This window comes from Lentzea rhizosphaerae (assembly GCF_042649515.1).
In the GTDB taxonomy this organism is placed as follows: domain Bacteria; phylum Actinomycetota; class Actinomycetes; order Mycobacteriales; family Pseudonocardiaceae; genus Lentzea; species Lentzea aerocolonigenes.
In genome coordinates, this window is sequence record NZ_JBHRZI010000057.1 from 627,494 (window position 1) to 647,004 (window position 19,511).

Here is a 19,511-nt window from a genome sequence, read left to right on the forward strand (position 1 = left end):
TTCCCCCCAGAAAGATTTCGTTCAGTTGGTTTTGTTCGAGCGGTTGCTCAGAGGTCGGCCTGGTCGCAGCCCGACGCGGCGTTGTTGCTCAGGAGCTTGATGGCGACGACGCTGTCGTTCTCGATCACGAAGGCGTAGCTGTACCCGTCGAGCTGCGCGGAAAGACCGGCGCGGTACTCCTGTGCGTTCGGGTACGCCATCCGCACCTGGTCGATGCCGTAGCCGATGGCGATTCCCTTGGACGTCCTGCCGTCCGCGGGCAGCGTGATCCGGGAGACGCCGTCCTGCTTCGAGATCGCGACCGTGCCGTCGGCCACGCAGAACGGGTTGCCTTCGCTGAAGCTCAGGTTCGTCTGGCCGGTCGCCCGCGCCTCCTCCAGCGTCATGCCCAGCTTGAGCGCGCCGTAGCCGGGACGGCTGTCCGCCTGCTCGGGCGGGTTGGTGACCGTGGCGGTCTCGACCTCGGTGATGACGGACGTCGACGGCGTGGACGCCGGGGTCTGCGCGGCGGCGTTCTGGTCCGGCGTGGACGTGCACGCGGTCAGGCCGAGAGCAGCGGCCACTGCGGAGACAAAAGCAATCTTGACGGTGTTCTTCATTTCAAGCCCCCCAGGCTTTTGTTTCGACACTCATGAGACGTCGACATTGTGAAGCGGTTGCGAAGTTCGTTGTCACAGAAAAGTCACGACGAACCAAATGCCGAAAGAATGCACACCGAACAGCCCGCCACGATTTCCCCGTGGCGAGGTGTCAGGATTCCGATGGCTGTACATCCCCAGGCGCCGTTCGGACATCCATAAGACGCCGGGACCGCGAGGTGGTTGTCAGAGGTGTGTCACGAAGGAGTAACGCAACCCGTTCGGACCAGCTTGGATGCCGAGGTTCCGCCGCACCCCCAAGAGCGGCGGAACCTCGGCAAGATCAAATGGTCAGACCGTCGAGCAGTCGTTGGCGTCGAGGCGCATGAGGACTGCGGTCACCGACGAGCCGTCGGTTTCGAAGACGTACGACCAGGCCGGAGTCGCGGCCATTTTCGCGAACAGGGTGGAACCGCTCTGCGTGGCGTTCGGATAGGCGGCCTTCACCTGGTCCACCGTCGAACCGACGGTGATTCCCTTGGGCGTCTTGGCATAGCCCGGCACGGTTATCCGCACGATTCCCCGGACCGGAGAAATGATCACGGCGTTGGCGTCGGGCACCGACTTCGTCGCGTACGCCTTGCACCGGTTCTCCGGGTCGGCGGCGCTGCTCGGTTCGATCAGCGAGCCGGTGGCCAGCGCGTCGGCCTCGGACATGCCGAGCTTGAGCGACCCGAACTGCCCCGGTTGCGCCTGCGGTTGAGGCGGCGCCGGGACGGCGGGGATGGTCGTCTTGGTCGGCTGTCCGGTCTCGGTCTTGACGGAGCTGGAGCCGCTCGAGCTCGGCGGCGGGTCGACGGTGACGGTCGCGGTCGAGGTGAACGTGCTGACCGCCGTGGTGGTCGTGGTCGCGGAGGCGCTCGAGGTGGACGTGGGCAGCAGGTCGCCCGCCGTGTCGTCGGACCGGGGCAGCTGGGTCAGCGCGGCGCCGGCACCGACCAGCACCACCAGGGCGAACGCCGTCGTCGTGGCCGAGCGCCGTCGTCGGCGTCGTTCGGCACCGCGCACGACCGCCTCGGTCGCGTCCGGCGTGCTGTGGACGTCCAGCCGATCGTCGCTGAAGAGCCTGCGCAGCTCGTCGTCGAGGTCCACCGGTCAGTCCTTTCCCAGGCGGGTGCGAAGACTCGCCATCGCCTTGCTGCTCTGGCTCTTGACCGTGCCGCAGGAGATTCCGAGCGCGTTCGCGATCTCGACCTCGGAGAGGTTCTCGTAGTAACGCAGCACGATCACCGCGCGCTGCCGTGGCGGCAACGACCGCAGTGCTTGCCAGAGCGGTTCGTTTTCGAGCCTGCTGAGCTCGGGAGCGACAACGCCGCTGTCGGGGAGGTCCGCCACGAGGTTCTCGCGACGCCTCCTGCGCCAGATGCTGATGTGCGTGTTCGCCATCGCCCGGCGGACGTACGCGAGCGGGTCGTCACCCTTGCGCTGCACGGACACCCAGCGCGAGCCGACCTTCTCCAGCACGGACTGCACCAGGTCGGCGGCGTCGTGCGGGTTTCCGGTCAGGGCGTGCCCGTAGCGGAGAAGTCCGGGCATGGACATGCGCACGAACTCCGCGAAGTCCCCCACGGTTTCCGCTCTTCCCCCACCGCTGTCGGCGGTCAACTCCAGTCGCAGCACCGCCGTCACGGCCACGTCCCCCTCCCTGAAGCAACTGGCTTCAGGGAGATCACGCCCGACTAGACGGATCGGTTGCCCAACTTAATCACAGAACGGCAACGGCTTCCGGTAGAACGAACGAACCGTCAGGCTCGCACGGGAAGTCGTGCACCTCCAGCACCGCCGCGACCGGGATCTGCCCGTAGACGTGCGGGAACCACAGCGGCGAGTCCGCCACCGCCTCCCACCTGACCGGCGCGTCGACCAGCTTCGGGTCGATCACGAGCAGCAGCAGCTCGCTCTGCCCGTGGAAGAACTTGCCCGCCGTCACGTGCACGACACCGCGGTCGGAGCAGTGCACGAAGTCCTCACCGGCGGGCGAGATCGACCCGGCCGACCGGGCAGCTGCCCAGCCGGCCTTCGAGATGATGTGCAGCAGCACTTATCCACAGCTCCTTGTGGACAGCTCTGTGGACAACCTGTGCATCAACGCAGCGTGATCTGGCGGCCGCGAAGGCCGTCACGGGCGCGGCGCTCGGCGTCGCTCAGCGGCTCGTCGGAGGCCAGGGCCTCCAGCAAACGCTTGCCCAGCGCCTCGGCCGGGTCGGCCCACTCGCGGGCGTGCATCTCGCGGTCGAGGTCCCACACCGGCACCAGCAGGCCGTGCGCGCGGAACGAACCGGCGTAGCGCGAGCCCTCGCCGAGGTCCAGCTCACCGCGGGCGGCCAGGCGCGCCATCGCGGGCAGCAGCTTCTCCTCGGGCTCCGGACGAACCCAGCGCAGGTGCGCCTTGTCGCCCGCGTCCACCCAGTACGCGGCCTTCACGCCGGGGGCGTCGAGACGCTCGGTCGGCAGGATCGCGGCGTTCGCGCGCTCCAGCGACAGCGCGACGTCACCCGAGGGCTCGGTGCCCTCCGGCATCCACCACACGAAGTCGGTGTGCAGCACGGGGACGATCTCGGACTCGGGGTCGAGCAGGTCCTGCAGGCGGCCGGGGTTCTCACCGTTGTCCGGGCCGACGACCGGGAGCACGTCACCGGTCTTCGCCTGCTGCGCCCACTGCAGCGCCCGCGCCAGGTCGCGGCTGATGTCGCCGGACCGCGTCTGCACCTGAAGACCGACGAACGGCACGTCGTCGCCGCGGATCAGGCCGGCGGCGGCCATCGGCAGCACCGTGGCGAGCGTGACCTCGCGACCGTCCTTGACCGGCAGCTTCGCCACCGCCGACGGCACGAACTCGCGCAGCGCGATCAGCTCGCACTCGGCGGCGAGGCCCTCGAACGGCCGGGACACGATCACGTCCGTCGCGCCGCCGGGTGCGCCGTGGCAGGCCTTGTAGCGCTTGCCGGACCCGCACGGGCAGGGCTGCTTCGGGTTGATCCCGTCCTTCGGTGCGTCCTTGACCGCAGTCCGCTTGGCCACCTCGGCCCTCCTCGTGTTCAGGCTTGTCAGGTCGCCAAGTTAGCCGTCAGCAGGCGGCGGGTGTTCGCCGGGGCGTTCGTCGCGAGGTAGCGGACCCCCAGGTCACGGCACAGCGCGACGTCCTCGGCGCTGTCCACGGTCCACACGTACGTCTCGTGCCCCGCGCGCCTCGCCCGATCGACGTAATCGGGGTCGTTGCGCAGCACGTGCACACCGGGCCCGGTGTAGTCGGCGAACGAGGGCAGCGCACCGCTGCGGTACCGCCCGAGACGGTCGAGCAGCAGCACCGTCCGCACGTCCGGCGCCATCTCCCGGAACACCTTCACGGCCGTGGGCGAGAAGGACATCATGACGATCTGGGCGTCGAGCCTGTGCCTCTTCAACGCCTCGACGAGCTTGCGCTCGACCTCGTTGCGGTACCGGACCGGGTGCTTGGTCTCGACGAAGAGCTGCACGTTCGTGCCCCTGACCAGGTCCAGCAGCTCGTCGAGCACCAGCAGTTCGGCCTTCTGCCCGTGGCGGTGCCAACTGCCGTAGTCGTGCCTCTTCAGCTCTTCCAGCGTGAGCGCGCTGACCGTGCCACGGCCGTTCGACGTTCGGGTGAGCGTGCGATCGTGCACACACACGATCTCGCCGTCCTTCGACAGCCGGATGTCGCACTCGAGCCCGTCCGCGCCCTCCTGCAAGGCCAGCTCGTAGGCGCCGATGGTGTGCTCAGGACGGTCGGTGGACGCGCCACGGTGCGCGACGACGGAAGGCAGCTGCACAAGCTCAGACGATAGTGTCTGCACAACAATTTGAGTCATCAATCAAATCGGCGTGGACGAAACGCGGATCGCGACTTACCGTCCCGCTTTGTGACGTTCGACCAGCGCGATCCCGCCTTCATCGCCGACCCGTACCCGGCCTTCGCCGCCCTGCGCGAAGCCGGTGAGGTGCATCACCACGAGCAGATGGGCGTCGCCGTCGCTGTCTCGCACGCAGCCTGCTCGGCGGTGCTGCGGCACCGCTCGCTCGGTCGGATCTGGTCGGACGTGAAGCCGGTCGAGCAGTTCATGGCCTTCAACCTCCTGCACCGCAACTCGCTGCTGGAGAACGAGCCGCCCACGCACACCCGCCTGCGCCGCCTGGTGGCCGCCGCGTTCGGCCGCGGGCACGTCGAGCGCCTGCGGCCGTGGGTCGCCGAGCTGGCCGACCGGCTCGTCGACGAGCTGGTCGGCGAGATCAAGGACCAGGGTCAGGCCGACCTGCTGGCCCACGTCGCCGCGCCGCTGCCGGTCGAGGTGATCGCCGAGCTGCTGGGCGTCCCCGGACAGGACCGCCACCTGCTCCAGCCGTGGTCGAACGCCATCGTGAAGATGTACGAGTACGGCCTGCCCGCCGAACAGCAGGAGGCGGCCGAACGCGCCGCCGCGGAGTTCGTCGCCTACCTGCGCGAACTGATCGCGCTGCGGCGCAAGAACCCCGGCGCTGACCTCGTCTCGGACCTGGTCGCGGTCACCGACACCGACGGCGCCAGGCTCACCGAGGACGAGCTCGTCGCCACCGCGGTGCTCCTGCTGATGGCGGGCCACGAGGCCACGGTCAACGTGATCGGCAACGGCGTCTACGCCCTGATGCGGCACCGTTCGCAGTGGGAGCGTCTCTCCCCGGAGATCATGCCCACCGCCGTCGAGGAGCTCATCCGCTACGACTCGCCGTTGCAGCTCTTCGAACGCACCGCCACCGAACGCGTGGAGATCGCCGGCCACGTCGTCGAGCCCGGTCAGAAGATCGCCGCCCTGCTCGGGGCCGCGGCACGCGACCCGCTGGTCTTCGAGAACCCGGACACGCTCGACGTCGGCCGCGAGAAGAACCAGCACCTCGGCTTCGGCATGGGCATCCACTACTGTCTCGGCGCACCGCTGGCCCGCATCGAGGTGGAGGCGGCGCTGTCGTCGCTGCACCGCAAGCTGCCCGGTGCGGTGCTGGCGGAGGAGCCGAACCGGCGGGCGGAGTTCGTGATCCGCGGCCTGCACTCGCTGGCACTCGGCAACGGAGAGTGATCAGCCGACCCAGGCACTTCGGGCCAGAACAACGGCCTTGAACAAGTCAGCAGCGGGGCTGTTGGCGAAATGCATGTTTACGCTCATGTTTCGGCCCCGCTCGACCGTTGATCGTCGCACCAACTCTCCCGCCCGGCCGCCAACCCGTCCACTGGACGTCGGCGCGGTGCGGGGACCGGGCCTGCGTCCTCGCGCACCCGGAGCAACCAATGCGCAGACGTTTGATGATCGCGGGCGCTGCTGTGTCCGCGTTCGTGCTCGGCCTGCTCGGTCCCGCAGGCGTCGCCGTAGCGGGTCCGGTGGGCCTCGCCGCCGGTTTCGAGGACGACGACGCGAACCTCAACCCGCAGGGTTCGATCAACTTCGACTGGAACAGCTTCTCGCCCGCCACCTGGACGGGCACTCCCGGCCTCAGAACCGCGAACAAGGTCACCTCCGGCTGGGCCTTCACGGGCCTGGAGGACCGGCAGGCGACCACCTCCGACTCGGGCTTCGCCGGTGGCACCAAGCAGGACGACACCTGTCCAACCGTCGGAACGGCGAAAGCGTCCAACAAGGACGACCTCAAGCGCGTCTACGTGGCGAGCAAGACCGTCGGCAGCAGCGTGTACCTGACGCTCGCGTGGGTCCGCATCCCGCAGAACACCACGTCGCCGAGTGCGCACGTGGCGTTCGAGTTCAACAAGGGCACGACGTCCTGTGGCGCGTCCGGGCTCGTGCAGCGGACCGCCGGTGACATGTTGATCGTCTACGACTTCGAGGGCGGCGGCACTCCGGTCCTGAAGCTCTCGCGGTGGATCACCTCCGGTGCTTGCGAGGTCGGCAGCAACTCCCCGCCGTGCTGGGGCACCGCGACCACGCTGTCCAGCGGTGTCGCCGAGGCAGCCGTCAACACCGGTGCGACCGCGCAGGACACCGTCGCGCCGACGACCGAGACGCTCGGCCTGCACGAGTTCGGTGAGGCCGGCATCAACCTGACCGCCGCCGGCGTCTTCGCGCCCGGCGTGTGCGAGGGCTTCGGCAAGGCCTACGCCGTCAGCCGCAGCTCCGGCCAGTCGTCGACCGCGCAGATGAAGGACCTGGTCGGGCCGGGCAACGTCAACATCCGCAACTGCGGAACCGCAGCCGTGACCAAGCTCGGCAGCGACGGCGGCAGCCAGGCAGGCGCCGTCTTCACGCTGTACAACGGCTCCGACACCACCGGCACCGTCAGGGGCACCTGCACCGTGCAGGCGAACGGCTCGTGCACCCCGCAGTTCACCGACCTGCCCGTCGGCACCTACACCGTCGACGAGACGACGGTTCCCGCCGGCTACGACAAGGACCCGACCCTGCCGTACACGTTCACCATCGCAGCCGGTGAGAACAAGCAGCTGACGTTCACCGACCCGGCGCGTCCGGCCACCGTGAACGTGCAGAAGAAGGACGACGCCAACAACAACGTGCCTGGCGCGGTCTTCACCCTGTACAACGGCACGGGCACCGGCGGCACCGTCGTCGGCACGTGCACCACGGACGCCTCCGGTGTCTGCCAGCCGCCGTTCACCAACCTGCCGGCCGGCACGTACACGATCGACGAGACGACCACCCCGACCGGCTACGTGAAGGACTCGGACCTTCCGGAGACCTTCACCGTCGTCCGCGGCGAGACGAAGAACCTCTCGTACACGAACCCGAGAACCTTCAAGGTGATCGTGCTCGTGTGCCGCGAAGCCGACAGCAAGCTGTACCCGAGCGCGGTCACCATCGACGGCCAGGCTTCGGGCAACACGCTGTCCTCGGCACAGGCGTCGTCCGCAGGACTGAGTGAAGCGGCGCTGTGCGGCATCTCGACCGGCCAGCGCGGAGGACTGCAGACCGGCAACCACTCCGCCAACCCGATCGGCATCAGCTAACGACGCGGATATCGCTTCGGGAGCTTGAAACCCCGCTCCTTCAGCACCTTCCGCAACCGATCCGGGTAATCGGTGATCAGGCCGTCGATCCCGGTGTCGATCATCTCGTGCATCCGTGACTCCTCGTTCACGGTCCACGGGATGACAGCGAGGCCCTGTCCGCGGGCTTCGGTGACCAGTTCCCTCGTGGTCATCGTGTGCACCGGGGACAGGGCCTTCGCGCCGAAGCTCCTCACCGCGCGAGCAACGCTGCCGCCGAAGTCGTCCAGGTTCAGCCCACCGGTCCACGGCGAACCGGGAAGCAGGAACTCCGGCTGGGTCAGCGCCACCAGCGGGATGCGCGGCTCGACCTCGCGCAACCGCATCAAGGTGCCCCAGTCGAACGACTGGATCGTCACGTTCGCAATGAAGCCCGAGCGGCGGATCTCCCGGACCGCGCGCTGCACGAACTGCTCACGCGGCGCGGTCTCGTGCGGCGCCGCAGCCTCGACCTTCGTCTCGATGTTGAAGCGGACGCCCCACGCCCGGTGCCTGCGCGCGAGGTCGAAGAGCTCGGCCAGCGTGGGCATGCGGGCGCCCGGCGACAGCTCCTGGTCCGAGTACTGAGACCACCTGGTGCTGCCGCAGTCCAACGTCCGGACCTGGGCGAACGTCAGGTCCTTCAAGTACTTGCCCGCGTAGGGGAACTCGGGATCACCGGGGAAGGCGGGCTTCGTGTCGAGACACTTGGAAGGGTTCGTCTTGCGGTCGTGGGTGATGACCTCACGGCCGTCCTCGGTGATCTGGAGGTCGAGCTCCAGCGTCGTCACACCGAGTTCGAGCGCCTTGCCGAACGCCTTGAGCGTGCTCTCCACCGTGAGGCCGATGCCACCGCGATGTGCCTGGAGGTCGAAGTCCCTGTCGTGCGCCTGAGCGGCGCCTGGTGCGGCCATTGCGATCACCAGCGCCCCGACGAGTGTCCGCATCCACCCAACCTGGCACTCCCCGAGGAGCACCGGCAGGTCCTTGAGGATGAACTCAGCGTGGCGAACCGGAGGCGCGCACGGGACGCAACGGCGGTTCGGGAGCGTCCTTGACCTCGACCACGCGCATCAGCCGGACGGACGCGGCGTCCACCGGCAGCAGGAGCGTGGTGATCCTGCGGACGACCAGCGCGGTCGCCACCGCGACCCCGGCCAGCAGCAGGTCACCGAACGCGTGCAGCAGCACCCCGTCGGCCAGCGCCTGGGTGCTGTCGCGGAACGACCACAGGACGGTGATCACGAACGTCAGCCCCGAGGCCACCCACAGGCCCCACCACCGGCGCAGGAGCTTCGACGGGCGGGGACGTTCACCGGCCGGCCTGCGGGCCACCGCGTGTTCGAGCTCGGCGAGCACCGATCCGGGCACGACGAGGTTCATGCCGGGCACGAGGAGACCGACGAGAGCCTCCGTGTCGGAACGGGACGGCCCGTAGCCCACGAGGGTCGCGGCCACGTTCCGCGTGCGCCGCACCCACAGCAGCGTGAGCACGAGCGAGAGCAGGCACCCGGTGATCGTGATCGCCGAGGACGACACCACCATCGCGTCCGACGCGCTGACCACACCGGGCGAGAGCGCGCCGAACCGGCTCAGCGCGACCAGCACGTACCGCCAGATCTCGGACAGCGCGCCCCAGACCGCGACGGCGGCGAGGAGCCAGAGCGAGTTCTGCGCGGTCCTGCCCAGCCTGCGCACACCGTCGACCGAGTCGGCCTGCTCGACCGCACCGGCCACGGCCGTCGGCCAGCGCCACGCCAGCAGCGGGAAGCCCCAGCGCGGCGTGACCGGGTAGTTCGGCGGGCCGCCGTACGACAGCTTCTGCGACCGCTGCGAAGGCTGCGGGTACGCACCGGGTGGCGGAGTCGCCACCCAGTCCACGCGCATCGGCTGCAGCGGCTGCACGATCAGATGACCTCGGGTTCCATGCCGTCGACGCCACCTTCGAGCGGGCGGCCGGACGCGTCCCAGTGCTGCATGCCGCCCTCGACGTTGACGGCCTCCCAGCCGTTCTGGTTGAGGTACTGCGTCACGCGGGCGGAGCGGCCACCGGCGCGGCACACGACGTAGAGCTGCACGTCGTTCGGCACCTCCTCGAGACGGCCACCGATCTCGCTCATCGGGATGTGCAGGGCGCCGGGCGCATGGCCCGCGTCCCACTCGTCCTGCTCGCGCACGTCCAGCAGGACGGCGCCTTCGGGCAGCACGGCGGGAACGTCGGCGATCTCCACGCTTGGAACAGTCACGCCGTAGATGGTGCCATGCCGGAGGTTGCACGGACGTGAACCTCCGGCACGGCCTCCCCCTAGGCCACCGCCGCGACGGCGGGCCCGAGCTTCACGAGCTGCTCCACGGTCAGCGGCAGCGTCTCGCGCCCTCGTGAGGGTTCCGCCCGGCCCCGGTTGGACTGCACGATCCGGAACACGTGGCCGTCCGGCCGGTAGACGTGCAGGGTCTGCGTCTTCGTCGGGGACTCCCACCGCAGGTCGTACAGCTGGTAGACGGTGCCGTCACGGGCTTCGGCACGGCGAGGTGGCTCGCAGCTCCCGTTCGCCCACACCGCCTCGTCCGCCGCCTCGGACGGGGTGCCGCTGAACGTCCCCGCGGAAAGCCGCACGCTGCCGGTACCGCGCTCGTCCACGACGTCGAAGTCGTAGGTGTTGAGGACGTCCTCGACGATCTCCGAGTCGATGTCCACCGGCGAGATCACGGCCTGCGCCTTCTTCCGCCACGAGCGGAGCTGCTCGGCGGAGAACGCCACCCCACCGAAGTTGCGCACCAACGGCACAGCGGGCAGCTGGATGCCGCAGTCGCGATTCGGATCGTTGGGGTGCATCGGCTCGCGCGCCGTCTCCGAAACCCGAGGCCACTGTCCCGGGTTGCCGAGGGGCACCGACGGTCCGGCCTGGTTCCACACGGCGCCGCCGATCCCGATGACCGCGACCACCGCCATCGCGCCGAACGCCGCCCCCGCTCGCCGGGCGAACAGCCGGCGCCTGCCGCGCCTGAGCACGTCGTCCAGCGTCGTCGTGGCTGGTGGCGCGGACACGTCGAGAGCCCCGCGCAGCTCGTCTTCAACGTTCATCGAACACTCTCCGAGTCGACCGGGCTGCCGTACGCCTCGCGGAGCGTCGCCAACCCCCTGGCTGTCTGGCTCTTGACGTTGCCCTCCGAGCAGCCCAGCTCAGCGGCCGTCTGCTCGATGGACAGGTCGTGGACATAACGCAGCACGAGCACGGCTCGCTGCTTGGGCGGCACCCGTTGCAACGCCTCGTGCAGGTGGGAGTCGTGCTCGCCGAACCCGCCGCCGACACCCCGTTCCGGCACGTCGGCGACCGGGTGCTCACGGCCACGCACCCGTCTCCTGCTGTCGAGGAAGAGACGCGTCACGATCGTGCGAACGTACGCGTCGGCGCTTTCCCACCTCACGCTCGACCACTTCGCGTACGCCTTCACGAACGCGTTCTGCGCGAGCTCTTCCGCCTCCGACCAGTCACCGCACAACGCGTAGGCGGTGCGCCGTGCCCAGTCGAACCTGTTCGTGAAGAACTCCGAGAACTCCTCGTCTCGTCGCACTCCGGTCCCCCATGCTTGTGCTGCGTTCGCGTTCAATACGCGGTCAGCCCTGCCAGGGTTGCACGAACGCGGAAACGATGAACGGCGCTTTTGTCCACCTGAGGTGGACAAAAGCGCCGTTCATCGAGAGCGAAAGCGTTAGTGCGCGATGGCCTTCTCGGCGCCCGCACCGGTGAGGGAGCGGACCTCCATCTCGGCCTGCTTGAGCGGGTCGGCCTTCTCCTTGGACAGGATCGTGCCGAGGTAGCCGAGCAGGAACGCGACCGGAATCGAGACGATGCCGGGGTTCGACAGCGGGAACAGGTGGAAGTCGACGGTCTTGAACATCGACGTCGGCGTGCCGGACACGGCGGGCGACAGGACGATCAGGGTGATCGTCACGGCCAGACCGCCGTAGATGCTCCACAGCGCGCCCGAGGTGTTGAACCTCTTCCAGAACAGCGAGTAGAGGATCGTCGGCAGGTTCGCCGAGGCCGCGACCGCGAAGGCCAGTGCCACGAGGAACGCGATGTTCTGGCCGTTGGCGATGATGCCGCCGCCGATGGACACCAGACCGATCACGATCGCGGTCAGACGTGCGACCTTGACCTCGGAGTCCTTGTCCTCCTCCGCGCCCTTCTTGATGATGTTGGCGTAGATGTCGTGTGCGAACGACGCCGACGCCGTGATCGTCAGGCCCGCCACGACCGCGAGGATCGTCGCGAACGCCACCGCCGCGATCAGGCCGAGCAGGATCGGGCCACCGAGCTCGAGTGCGAGCAGCGGGGCGGCCGAGTTGGCCTTGCCCGGTGCCGCGTTGATCCTGTCCGGACCGACGAGCGCACCGGCGCCGTAGCCGAGGACCAGCGTGAACAGGTAGAAGATGCCGATCAGCCAGATCGCCCACACGACCGAGCGACGAGCTTCCTTCGCCGTGGGCACGGTGTAGAAGCGCATCAGGATGTGCGGCAGACCCGCGGTGCCGAGCACCAGGGCCAGTGCCAGCGAGAGGAAGTCCAGCTTGCTGGTGCCGGTCTTGCCGTACTGCAGGCCGGGGCCGAGGAGCTTCTCGCCCGCCTTCGGAGCGGCGTCGACGGCGGCACCGAGCACGGACGACAGGTTGAAGCCGTACTTGCCGAGCACCCAGACGGTCATGATGCCCGCACCGGCGATCAGCAGGACCGCCTTGATGATCTGCACCCAGGTGGTGCCCTTCATGCCGCCGATGAGGACGTAGGCGATCATCAGGGCGCCGACCACGGCGATGACCAGGGCCTGGCCACCGGTGCCCGTGATGCCGAGCAGCAGTGCGACGAGACCACCGGCACCGGCCATCTGGGCCAGCAGGTAGAAGAACGAGACGGCCATCGTGGACGTCGCGGCGGCCGCGCGGACCGGGCGCTGGCGCATCCGGAAGCTCAGGACGTCGCCCATCGTGTACTTGCCGGTGTTGCGCAGCAGCTCGGCGACCAGCAGCAGCGCGACGAGCCACGCCACCAGGAAGCCGATCGAGTACAGGAAGCCGTCGTAGCCGTTGAGGGCGATCGCGCCCGCGATGCCGAGGAACGAGGCCGCGGAGAGGTAGTCACCCGCGATAGCGATGCCGTTCTGCGGGCCCGTGAAGGCGCGGCCGGCGGCGAGGTAGTCAGCAGCGGTCTTGGTGTTGCGGCTCGCCCGGATGACCACGAACAGCGTGATCAGGACGAAGACACCGAAGATGCTGATGTTGAGGATCGGGCTGGACTCGTTCACTTGCCGTCTCCCTCGATCTCACCGCGGAGCTTCTCCGCCAACGGGTCGAGGTTCTTGTTGGCGTGCCGCACGTACAGCGTCGTGATCACGAACGTGGACACGAACTGCAGCAGGCCGAAGATGAGCCCGACGTTGATGTTGCCGACGACCTTCGTGGCCATGAAGCCGTGCGCGTAGTCCGCGAGCAGCACGTACAGCAGGTACCACGCGAGGAACAGCCCGGAGACCGGGAACACGAACTTCAGCAGCCGGTGCTTCAGCTGCGCGAAGTCATCACTTGCTTGGACGTCGACCCACTTCTGGGCATCGGCCGACTCGCTCGGGGTGTGCTCGACAGTGCTCACAGTCCCCTCCTCGCGGTATTCGTCGTAGGTGTCAGCAACGTGACGTGCACGTGACGCCTCCAGGTGCGGTCCTGTTCTTGGTCGAGAACCGTATGGAGACTTGAGTCACTCAGGTAAGGCTCCGTTCGAGGCGTTGCGCCCAGCAGTCGGGTGATGCGACGAACGGTCAGTATGCGTAGACGAACAGCACTCTGCGTGACCGCAATCACCGTTCACCGATTCGAGTGACCAATTTTCACCCATTTGAAACGGTGAGTACTTACCGTGTCCGACCAGCTCCCCTGCGCTGATCATCGGCCATCCTGGCCTTCTCCTCGGCGGTGCCGAACCGGGCGATGTCGCGGTCGCGGATGAAGCCCAGCGGGTCCGGCGCGTGCAGCCTCAGCAGGATCTGGTTGACGTCCGCCGGCGCCCGTCTGCGGGTCGCCTTGCTCACCACGATCATCGTCATGAACGCGAGCGGAACGGTGATCAGCGCAGGTTGGGTGATGAACGCGGGCGCCCAGCGGCCGGTGTAGGAGCTGACGACGCTCACGACCTGAGCGGTGATGACCATGCCGCCGCCGACCACGAGCCCGCACACGGCACCCACCCAGGTGAGCCCGCGCCACCAGATGCCGAGCACGAGCAGCGGGCAGAAGGTCGACGCCGCGAGCGCGAACGACATGGCCACGGTCAGTGACGCATCGGAGCGCGGCAGCAGCAGAGCAAGACCGATCGCGACAAGTCCGGTGAACACAGTTGCCCACCTGAAGTCACGAACCTTGCCCGGCATGATGTCCGTCGAAACGACCCCGGCGACCGACACGACGAGACCGGACGAGGTCGACAGGAACGCCGCGAACGCGCCTGCGGCGACGATCGCGCCGAGGATCTGACCGCCCAGGTTCGGCACCATCGTCTCCGGCAGCATCAGCACCGCCGCGTCCGTCTTCCCGTTCACCAGCAGCTGCGGCAGGTAGAGACGGGACAGCACGCCCAGCACCGTCGGGAAGATGTAGAAGAGACCGAGCAGGTACAGCACGTGCAGCGCGGTCCGACGAGCCGCCTTGCCGTCGGGGTTGGTGTAGAAGCGGACCAGGACGTGCGGCAGGCCCATCGTCCCGAGGAACGTCGCGAAGATCAGCGAGTAAGTCCTGAGCAGCTCGGAGATGCCGCCGGTCTGCGGCCGCGTCCAGTCGTGGTTGGTCGTCGGCGAGCCCTCGACCACCGGCACCGGGCTGCCCGCCGTGAACTCCATCCGCGTGCCGGGGCTCAGCTCGTAGACGCCGCGGCCCCAGAACACCGGACCGTCGGCGCCCCTGCCGTCGATCTGGCCGTACACCCGCAACGTCAGCGGCTCGTCGACGCGGACCTTGACCACCTGCTCGGCCACGGTGACCGTCTCGGCCTGGGGGAACCTGATCACACCGTCGTCGCTGATCGGCTGCGTGCCGCGCTGCGGAGAAGCGAGGAAGACCACGAAGAGCACGAACGTGGGCGCGGCGATCGCGAAGAGCTTGCCCCAGTACTGGAACGCCTGCACCAGCGTGATCGCACGCATGCCGCCGCCGAGCACGTTGATCACCACGATGGCCGTGACGATCAGGCCGCCGAACCACGGCGGCAGGCCGGTGATCGTGGTCAGCGTCAGGCCGGCCGACTGCAGCTGCGGCACCAGGTACAGCACGCCGATGCACACCACGAAGAACGTGCTGAAGTGCCGCACGTTCGCCGACCCGAGCCGCGCCTCCGCGAAGTCGGGCAACGTGTAGGCGCCGGAGCGGCGCAGCGGCGCGGCGACGAAGAGCAGCAGCGCGAGGTACCCGGCCGTGAAGCCGACCGGGTACCAGAGCGCGTCGACGCCGTCCTTGAGCACGAGCCCGGCCACGCCGAGGAACGACGCCGCGGACAGGTACTCGCCCGAGATCGCGGCGGCGTTGCGGGTCGCGGGGATCGCACGGCGCGCCACCAGGAAGTCCGGGGTGGTGTTCGCCTTGCGGGACCCGACGTACCCGAGCAGGAACGTGACGGCCGCAACGGCGACGATGGCGCTGAGGCTCCAGATGGTGGCGTTCACGTCAACGGTCGACCATGTTCACGAAGTCCCGCTCGTGCCGTTCGGCCTGCCGGCGGAAGACCCACCCGACCCCGTAGAGGATCGGGAAGGGCGCCAGGCCGAGGACGAGCCACGGGATGGGGATGCCGAGGATCTTCAGGTCGCCGATCTGCGGGACCAGGTAGAAGGTGATCGGCAGCAGGCACATCCCGATCAGGACCGCGAACGCGAGCCCGAACGCCGACTTGAGCTGCTGCCTGATGAGGTCGCGGACCAGCTTCTCGCCGACGCTGGTCTGCTCCTCCAGTTCGATGATCGTCCGGAGCGCCTTGCCGCGCGCCTTCGTCGAGTCCGCCAGCACGACCCTGCGCCTGCGGGGTTTGCGGGCCTGCTCACCGAGCCAGGCCTCGCGGGCGGCCTGTTCGGGCTTTCCCGCGTCGTGCCTGCTCACCAGCCGCTCTTCGGCGGTCGGACGATCCGTTCCTTGAGCTCCTTGGTGTGCCGGCGGCTCACCGGGAGCTCCTTGGCGCCGTCACCGGTGCCGATCACGACCGCGTAGCCGTTCGCCGTCATCCGCAGCTCGCTCACCAGCGGCAGCGCCACGAGGTACGACCGGTGGATGCGCACGAACCCGGCGTTGGCCCAGCGTTCTTCCAGCTGGGCGAGCGGGATGCGCACCAGGTGGCTGCCGTCCTGCGTGTGCAGACGGGCGTAGTCGCCCTGCGCCTCGACGTACCGCACGGACGCGCGCGGCACGAGCTTGATGGTGCCGCCGAGCTCGACCGGGATGACCTCGTCGTCGCTCGGCTCGGCCGCCTGCGCCGAGGCGGTGGGCGCGGTGGGAGCGGGCGCCGCCGTGCGACCGACGCGGTCGGCGACCCGGGAGATCGCTTTGAGGACGCGTTCCTCGTTGATCGGCTTGTTGATGAAGTCGAGCGCGCCGACGTCGAACGCCGTGACGAGCGCGTCGCGTTCCTCCACGCCCGTCACGAAGACGAGAGCGGGCGGGTACCGGAACGCGCTGAGCACCCGTGCGAGATCCATGCCGGAGAGTCCGGGCATGTTGATGTCGGCGAACACCGCGTCGACCGGCGGCAGGCCGGACTTGGTCCTCGCCATGACCTCCTGCTCGTAGTCACCCCTCAGGATGCGCAGAGCCTCGGCGGCGTCGAAGGCCGTGAGGACGCGCCGGATGAGAGGACTGCTCTCGAGCAGGTACTTGATCTCGCTCAGGCCGGGAGCCTCGTCATCGACTGCGAGGACGAGGAGACCGGCGTTGTCTTGGGTACTCACTGTGTCGGGCATCTTGCCCATCAATGTGCGGTCATGTCTACGTCAAGGGTTGACTCGACACGCCCTGTGAAACCGAACTGATGCTCACAGCCCGAATCGGGACCAGCGAGCACGTTCCTCGATGCTCGCGAGCACCTGCGTCACGAGATCGCCCGATCGGGTGGACGCACCGGTCAGCCCGAGCTTGGCCAGCAACGGCTTGCGCGGCTCCGCGATGGTCAGCTCGGCGTCGGGAAAGCGCTTCGCGATGACAGTGCGGATGGTGCCGATGCCGTCGACCAGACCGAGCTGCTGGGCCTTCGCGCCGGTCCAGACCTCACCGCTGAAGAGGTCCTCTTCGGTCTTGAGCTTGGCGCCGCGCCGTTCGGTGACCCACGCCTTGAACTGCTCGTGCAGATCGGCGTGCAGCCCCTTGAGCCACTCGACGTCCTCCGGCTTCTCGGCCTGGAACGGGTCGAGCCGCACCTTGTTCTCCCCCGCCGTGTAGACGCGGCGCTCGACGCCGGCCTTCTCCAGCAGGCCGTCGAGGCCGAAGCCCGCGCTGACCACGCCGATGGAGCCCACGAGAGAGGTGCCGTGCGCGTAGATCTCGTCGCCCGCACACGCCAGCCAGTAGCCACCGGAGGCCGCCACGTCCTCGCAGAACGCGAGCACCGGCACGTGCTTCTTGTTCGCGAGCTCCCTGATGCGCTCGGCGATCAGGGCTGACTGGGTCGGCGCACCACCCGGCGAGTTGATGAGCAGTGCCACGGCGATCAGGCGCTCGTTGTCGAACGCGCGGTTGATCGCCGACTCGACGTTCTGGAGGCTGATCGTGTTGCGCGCGACCGGCGAGGACTGCGGGGTGATGACCCCGTGCAACCGCACCGCCGCGACGACCGGCGGCCGCTCACCCCGGTCCATGACCCTCGGCAGACGGGCCGCGATCTTGTCCGTGACGCTCATGTACTCGACAGTACGTGCGTTCTGGCGTCACGCGGGAGTCCCGCGTTTCCTTCCGGGGAACGCGGGGCCCCTGCGTGACTTAGAACACGTGACGTCGGGCTAGAGTCGGCGGGTGACGTTCAACCCGATCCGCTGGCTCGAGCGCTACGTCGAGTGGTGGGACGACCGGGGCAGGCAGAACGCCGCCGGACCGACGCCCATGCACATCTACTGGATGTGGGTGAGCTGGAGCGTGTGCGCCGTCGTGCTGATCACGACCTTGGCCGTCGCAGCACGCTGAGCTGCGGCGTCGCTCAGCACTTGCAGCTGTTGAACCCCTTCGCGGTGCACTTGATGCAGACGCGGACGCGCTCGGGTGCCTGTTGTTCCTGCAATGGATGATGCCCTTAACTCGCGGCCGGCCTCGACCTGAGGGAGCGCCGGCTGTTCATTGGTCAACACCACAATCGGCACGTTCGGGGCCGGAGTTGAGGGCTTCACCGCAGGCGTGGGAACGCGTACGTCACACCGGTTTGCGGGCGACCCACCGGCCGACCGAGAACACCCCGGCGGCACGGGCCGCGTCGAGCACGCGCTTCCCGTCGTGGATCACGGTGCTGAGCTCGCCCTCGTAGGCGCCCCAGCCCTGACCGTCGTCGGGCGGCGTGCTGCCCCAGCACTCGACGCCGGGGTAGAGGTCCTCGGCGATCTCGACCGTGAACCCCGCGGCCTCGCACATCCCGCGGTAGTCGTCGACGCTGCCGAGCCAGGGGATGGAGATGACCTCCTCGACCGGGCGGATCCACTCGGCGATCTGCTCGTCGGTCTGGTGCTCGCCCCACGGCCGCTTCACCCAGTCGACGCCAACCAGGCACGCGCCCGGCTTGAGGATCCGGTACGCCGCGCGGAAGAAGCTCGCCTTGTCCGGCAGGTGGCACACCGACTCGAAGAAGCTGACCATGTCCAGCGAGTCCGCCGGCCACGCCACGAGCGTCTTGTAGTCCTCGTCGCCGACGGTCAGGAACGACACCTGCCCGGACATGCCCTGCTCGGCGGTGTGCTGCCGGGCCTGAGCGGAGAGCCACTCGTTGTTCGACAGCCCGACCAGGTTCGCACCGCTGATCTGCGCCATGTAGACGGTCGTGCCGCCGACCCCGCTGCCGAAGTCGATCGCGGTCCCGCCGGCCTGGAGACCCGCGGCCTCGACCTGCTTGCGCGCCAGGGCCTGCGCCGCCTCGACCGGGGACAGTCCCGCGTTCTCGGCCTCCAGGTCACCGTGGTGCCAGAACGACCCCATGAGCTGCGCGTACGCCGGTCCTGCCGTGTCGTAGTACTCGCGCACCTGAGCCTCAACGGCACCCATCGCGACCCCGTCCTTCGTGTTGATCAAGTTAGCCCGAAAGGATGATCGCAGACAGGTCCCGGGGACACAGACGGCCGAACGGGGCGAGCGCGAGACCGCTTTCCACACGCAGTGTCATCACCGCTGGCAGGCCTGGTCAGGCGCGGATGACCGGCTGCTCGTTCGTCATCGGCTCGTCGGTCAGCTGGGTGCCCAGGTTGAGGTTCGGCAGCACGTTCCGCGCGAACTTCGGCACCTTCAGGATGACCTTGGTGCCCGCGTTGGGCGCGGTCTCGACGACGAGGGCGTACTCGGCACCGAACACCGTGCGCATGCGGTCGTTGATGTTGCCGATGCCGACGTGCGCGCCGGTCTGGTGGGCGTCCTTGATGTCGTCGAGACGGTCGGGGTCCATGCCGACGCCGTCGTCCTCGACGCTGATCAGGGCCTCGTTGCCGTTGTCCTCTGCGGTGATCGTGAGCATGCCGCCGCCCGGCTTCTTGGCCAGGCCGTGGCGGACCGCGTTCTCGACCAGCGGCTGGAGGACGAGGAACGGCAGGACGACCTGCAGCACCTCGGGCGCGATCCGCAGGCGGACGTTGAGCCGCGAGCCGTACCGGGCCTGTTCGATGGTCAGGTACCTGTG

At 68.4% G+C, this 19,511-nt stretch carries 22 protein-coding genes; 3 read left to right on the forward strand and 19 right to left on the reverse strand.

The window, feature by feature from the left end:
• Nucleotides 1-47: 47 nt before the first annotated feature.
• From ACFOWZ_RS47640 to ACFOWZ_RS47665, 6 genes are all read right to left on the reverse strand, one after another.
• Nucleotides 48-599, reverse strand: a complete 552-nt coding sequence (locus tag ACFOWZ_RS47640; RefSeq protein WP_382381257.1) for a hypothetical protein — start codon at nucleotides 597-599, stop codon at nucleotides 48-50.
• Nucleotides 600-929: 330 nt separating this feature from the next.
• Entirely contained in the window at nucleotides 930-1,730 is an 801-nt protein-coding gene (locus ACFOWZ_RS47645; RefSeq protein ID WP_382381259.1) for a hypothetical protein, read from the reverse strand.
• Nucleotides 1,731-1,733: 3 nt separating this feature from the next.
• Complete coding sequence (locus ACFOWZ_RS47650; protein ID WP_382381339.1) at nucleotides 1,734-2,180, reverse strand: SigE family RNA polymerase sigma factor; 447 nt, start codon at nucleotides 2,178-2,180, stop codon at nucleotides 1,734-1,736.
• A 163-nt stretch (nucleotides 2,181-2,343) separates the two neighbouring features.
• Nucleotides 2,344-2,679, reverse strand: coding sequence for a DUF952 domain-containing protein (locus tag ACFOWZ_RS47655; protein WP_030465530.1), 336 nt, complete (start codon nucleotides 2,677-2,679; stop codon nucleotides 2,344-2,346).
• 44 nt (nucleotides 2,680-2,723) lie between these two features.
• Nucleotides 2,724-3,659 carry a DUF5926 family protein gene (locus ACFOWZ_RS47660; protein WP_382381261.1) on the reverse strand — a complete coding sequence of 312 codons (936 nt, stop codon included), beginning with the start codon at nucleotides 3,657-3,659 and terminating at the stop codon, nucleotides 2,724-2,726.
• Between the two features lie 26 nt (nucleotides 3,660-3,685).
• On the reverse strand, nucleotides 3,686-4,426 hold the full coding sequence (locus tag ACFOWZ_RS47665) for a glycerophosphodiester phosphodiesterase family protein (protein ID WP_382381263.1): 741 nt from the start codon (nucleotides 4,424-4,426) through the stop codon (nucleotides 3,686-3,688).
• Between the two features lie 90 nt (nucleotides 4,427-4,516).
• On the opposite strand from ACFOWZ_RS47665, the gene ACFOWZ_RS47670 reads away from it, so the two are divergent.
• Nucleotides 4,517-5,704, forward strand: a complete 1,188-nt coding sequence (locus ACFOWZ_RS47670) for a cytochrome P450 (protein ID WP_382381265.1) — start codon at nucleotides 4,517-4,519, stop codon at nucleotides 5,702-5,704.
• 209 nt (nucleotides 5,705-5,913) lie between these two features.
• Nucleotides 5,914-7,599 (forward strand): MSCRAMM family protein, encoded by a 1,686-nt coding sequence (locus ACFOWZ_RS47675; protein WP_382381267.1) that lies wholly within the window; start codon nucleotides 5,914-5,916, stop codon nucleotides 7,597-7,599.
• On the opposite strand, the gene ACFOWZ_RS47680 is transcribed toward ACFOWZ_RS47675, so the two are convergent.
• The 11 genes from ACFOWZ_RS47680 to ACFOWZ_RS47730 all read right to left on the reverse strand — a co-directional run bounded on the left by ACFOWZ_RS47680 (nucleotide 7,596) and on the right by ACFOWZ_RS47730 (nucleotide 17,544).
• Complete coding sequence (locus tag ACFOWZ_RS47680; protein ID WP_382381269.1) at nucleotides 7,596-8,564, reverse strand: glycerophosphodiester phosphodiesterase family protein; 969 nt, start codon at nucleotides 8,562-8,564, stop codon at nucleotides 7,596-7,598. The genes ACFOWZ_RS47675 and ACFOWZ_RS47680 overlap by 4 nt on opposite strands.
• A 52-nt stretch (nucleotides 8,565-8,616) precedes the next feature.
• Nucleotides 8,617-9,522 carry a DUF4328 domain-containing protein gene (locus ACFOWZ_RS47685; protein ID WP_382381271.1) on the reverse strand — a complete coding sequence of 302 codons (906 nt, stop codon included), beginning with the start codon at nucleotides 9,520-9,522 and terminating at the stop codon, nucleotides 8,617-8,619.
• Nucleotides 9,523-9,524: 2 nt separating this feature from the next.
• The gene (locus ACFOWZ_RS47690; RefSeq protein ID WP_030465537.1) at nucleotides 9,525-9,863 is read right to left on the reverse strand and encodes a rhodanese-like domain-containing protein; all 339 of its coding nucleotides are present in this window, start codon (nucleotides 9,861-9,863) and stop codon (nucleotides 9,525-9,527) included.
• Nucleotides 9,864-9,922: 59 nt separating this feature from the next.
• Nucleotides 9,923-10,702, reverse strand: a complete 780-nt coding sequence (locus ACFOWZ_RS47695) for a hypothetical protein (RefSeq protein ID WP_382381273.1) — start codon at nucleotides 10,700-10,702, stop codon at nucleotides 9,923-9,925.
• Complete coding sequence (locus tag ACFOWZ_RS47700) at nucleotides 10,699-11,193, reverse strand: SigE family RNA polymerase sigma factor (protein WP_382381275.1); 495 nt, start codon at nucleotides 11,191-11,193, stop codon at nucleotides 10,699-10,701. The genes ACFOWZ_RS47695 and ACFOWZ_RS47700 overlap by 4 nt, the downstream gene beginning before the upstream one ends.
• Nucleotides 11,194-11,331: 138 nt before the next feature.
• A complete protein-coding gene (locus ACFOWZ_RS47705; RefSeq protein ID WP_382381277.1) occupies nucleotides 11,332-12,924 on the reverse strand; it encodes a solute symporter family protein in 1,593 nt (530 codons plus the stop codon).
• Nucleotides 12,921-13,268, reverse strand: coding sequence for a DUF485 domain-containing protein (locus tag ACFOWZ_RS47710; RefSeq protein ID WP_382381279.1), 348 nt, complete (start codon nucleotides 13,266-13,268; stop codon nucleotides 12,921-12,923). The genes ACFOWZ_RS47705 and ACFOWZ_RS47710 overlap by 4 nt, the downstream gene beginning before the upstream one ends.
• 259 nt (nucleotides 13,269-13,527) lie before the next feature.
• Complete coding sequence (locus tag ACFOWZ_RS47715; RefSeq protein ID WP_382381281.1) at nucleotides 13,528-15,327, reverse strand: sodium/solute symporter; 1,800 nt, start codon at nucleotides 15,325-15,327, stop codon at nucleotides 13,528-13,530.
• Between the two features lies 1 nt (nucleotide 15,328).
• Nucleotides 15,329-15,757, reverse strand: a complete 429-nt coding sequence (locus tag ACFOWZ_RS47720; protein WP_382381283.1) for a hypothetical protein — start codon at nucleotides 15,755-15,757, stop codon at nucleotides 15,329-15,331.
• Nucleotides 15,754-16,620 (reverse strand): LytR/AlgR family response regulator transcription factor, encoded by an 867-nt coding sequence (locus tag ACFOWZ_RS47725; RefSeq protein WP_382381285.1) that lies wholly within the window; start codon nucleotides 16,618-16,620, stop codon nucleotides 15,754-15,756. Before ACFOWZ_RS47725 ends, ACFOWZ_RS47720 begins: the two co-directional genes overlap by 4 nt.
• Nucleotides 16,621-16,683: 63 nt before the next feature.
• Entirely contained in the window at nucleotides 16,684-17,544 is an 861-nt protein-coding gene (locus tag ACFOWZ_RS47730) for a S49 family peptidase (RefSeq protein WP_382381287.1), read from the reverse strand.
• Between the two features lie 112 nt (nucleotides 17,545-17,656).
• Between ACFOWZ_RS47730 and ACFOWZ_RS47735 the strand changes: the two genes are divergently transcribed.
• Nucleotides 17,657-17,824: a hypothetical protein gene (locus ACFOWZ_RS47735; RefSeq protein WP_166048541.1), complete on the forward strand. Its 168-nt coding sequence runs from the start codon at nucleotides 17,657-17,659 to the stop codon at nucleotides 17,822-17,824.
• A gap of 222 nt (nucleotides 17,825-18,046) precedes the next feature.
• Here ACFOWZ_RS47735 and ACFOWZ_RS47740 read toward each other — a convergent pair whose 3' ends face one another.
• Both ACFOWZ_RS47740 and ACFOWZ_RS47745 read right to left on the reverse strand, forming a co-directional pair.
• Nucleotides 18,047-18,886 carry an SAM-dependent methyltransferase gene (locus ACFOWZ_RS47740; RefSeq protein ID WP_382381289.1) on the reverse strand — a complete coding sequence of 280 codons (840 nt, stop codon included), beginning with the start codon at nucleotides 18,884-18,886 and terminating at the stop codon, nucleotides 18,047-18,049.
• Nucleotides 18,887-19,022: 136 nt separating this feature from the next.
• Nucleotides 19,023-19,511, reverse strand: a 489-nt coding sequence (locus ACFOWZ_RS47745) for a sensor histidine kinase (protein WP_382381291.1), incomplete at its 5' end; no start/stop codon positions are given.

Coding starts and splice junctions, on each gene's coding strand:
- ACFOWZ_RS47650 (WP_382381339.1), bottom strand. CDS start 2,180: ATGTCCATGCCCGGACTTCTCCGCTACGGGCACGCCCTGACCGGAAAC.
- ACFOWZ_RS47640 (WP_382381257.1), bottom strand. CDS start 599: ATGAAGAACACCGTCAAGATTGCTTTTGTCTCCGCAGTGGCCGCTGCT.
- ACFOWZ_RS47695 (WP_382381273.1), bottom strand. CDS start 10,702: ATGAACGTTGAAGACGAGCTGCGCGGGGCTCTCGACGTGTCCGCGCCA.
- ACFOWZ_RS47680 (WP_382381269.1), bottom strand. CDS start 8,564: ATGCGGACACTCGTCGGGGCGCTGGTGATCGCAATGGCCGCACCAGGC.
- ACFOWZ_RS47675 (WP_382381267.1), top strand. CDS start 5,914: ATGCGCAGACGTTTGATGATCGCGGGCGCTGCTGTGTCCGCGTTCGTG.
- ACFOWZ_RS47725 (WP_382381285.1), bottom strand. CDS start 16,620: ATGGGCAAGATGCCCGACACAGTGAGTACCCAAGACAACGCCGGTCTC.
- ACFOWZ_RS47740 (WP_382381289.1), bottom strand. CDS start 18,886: ATGGGTGCCGTTGAGGCTCAGGTGCGCGAGTACTACGACACGGCAGGA.
- ACFOWZ_RS47730 (WP_382381287.1), bottom strand. CDS start 17,544: ATGAGCGTCACGGACAAGATCGCGGCCCGTCTGCCGAGGGTCATGGAC.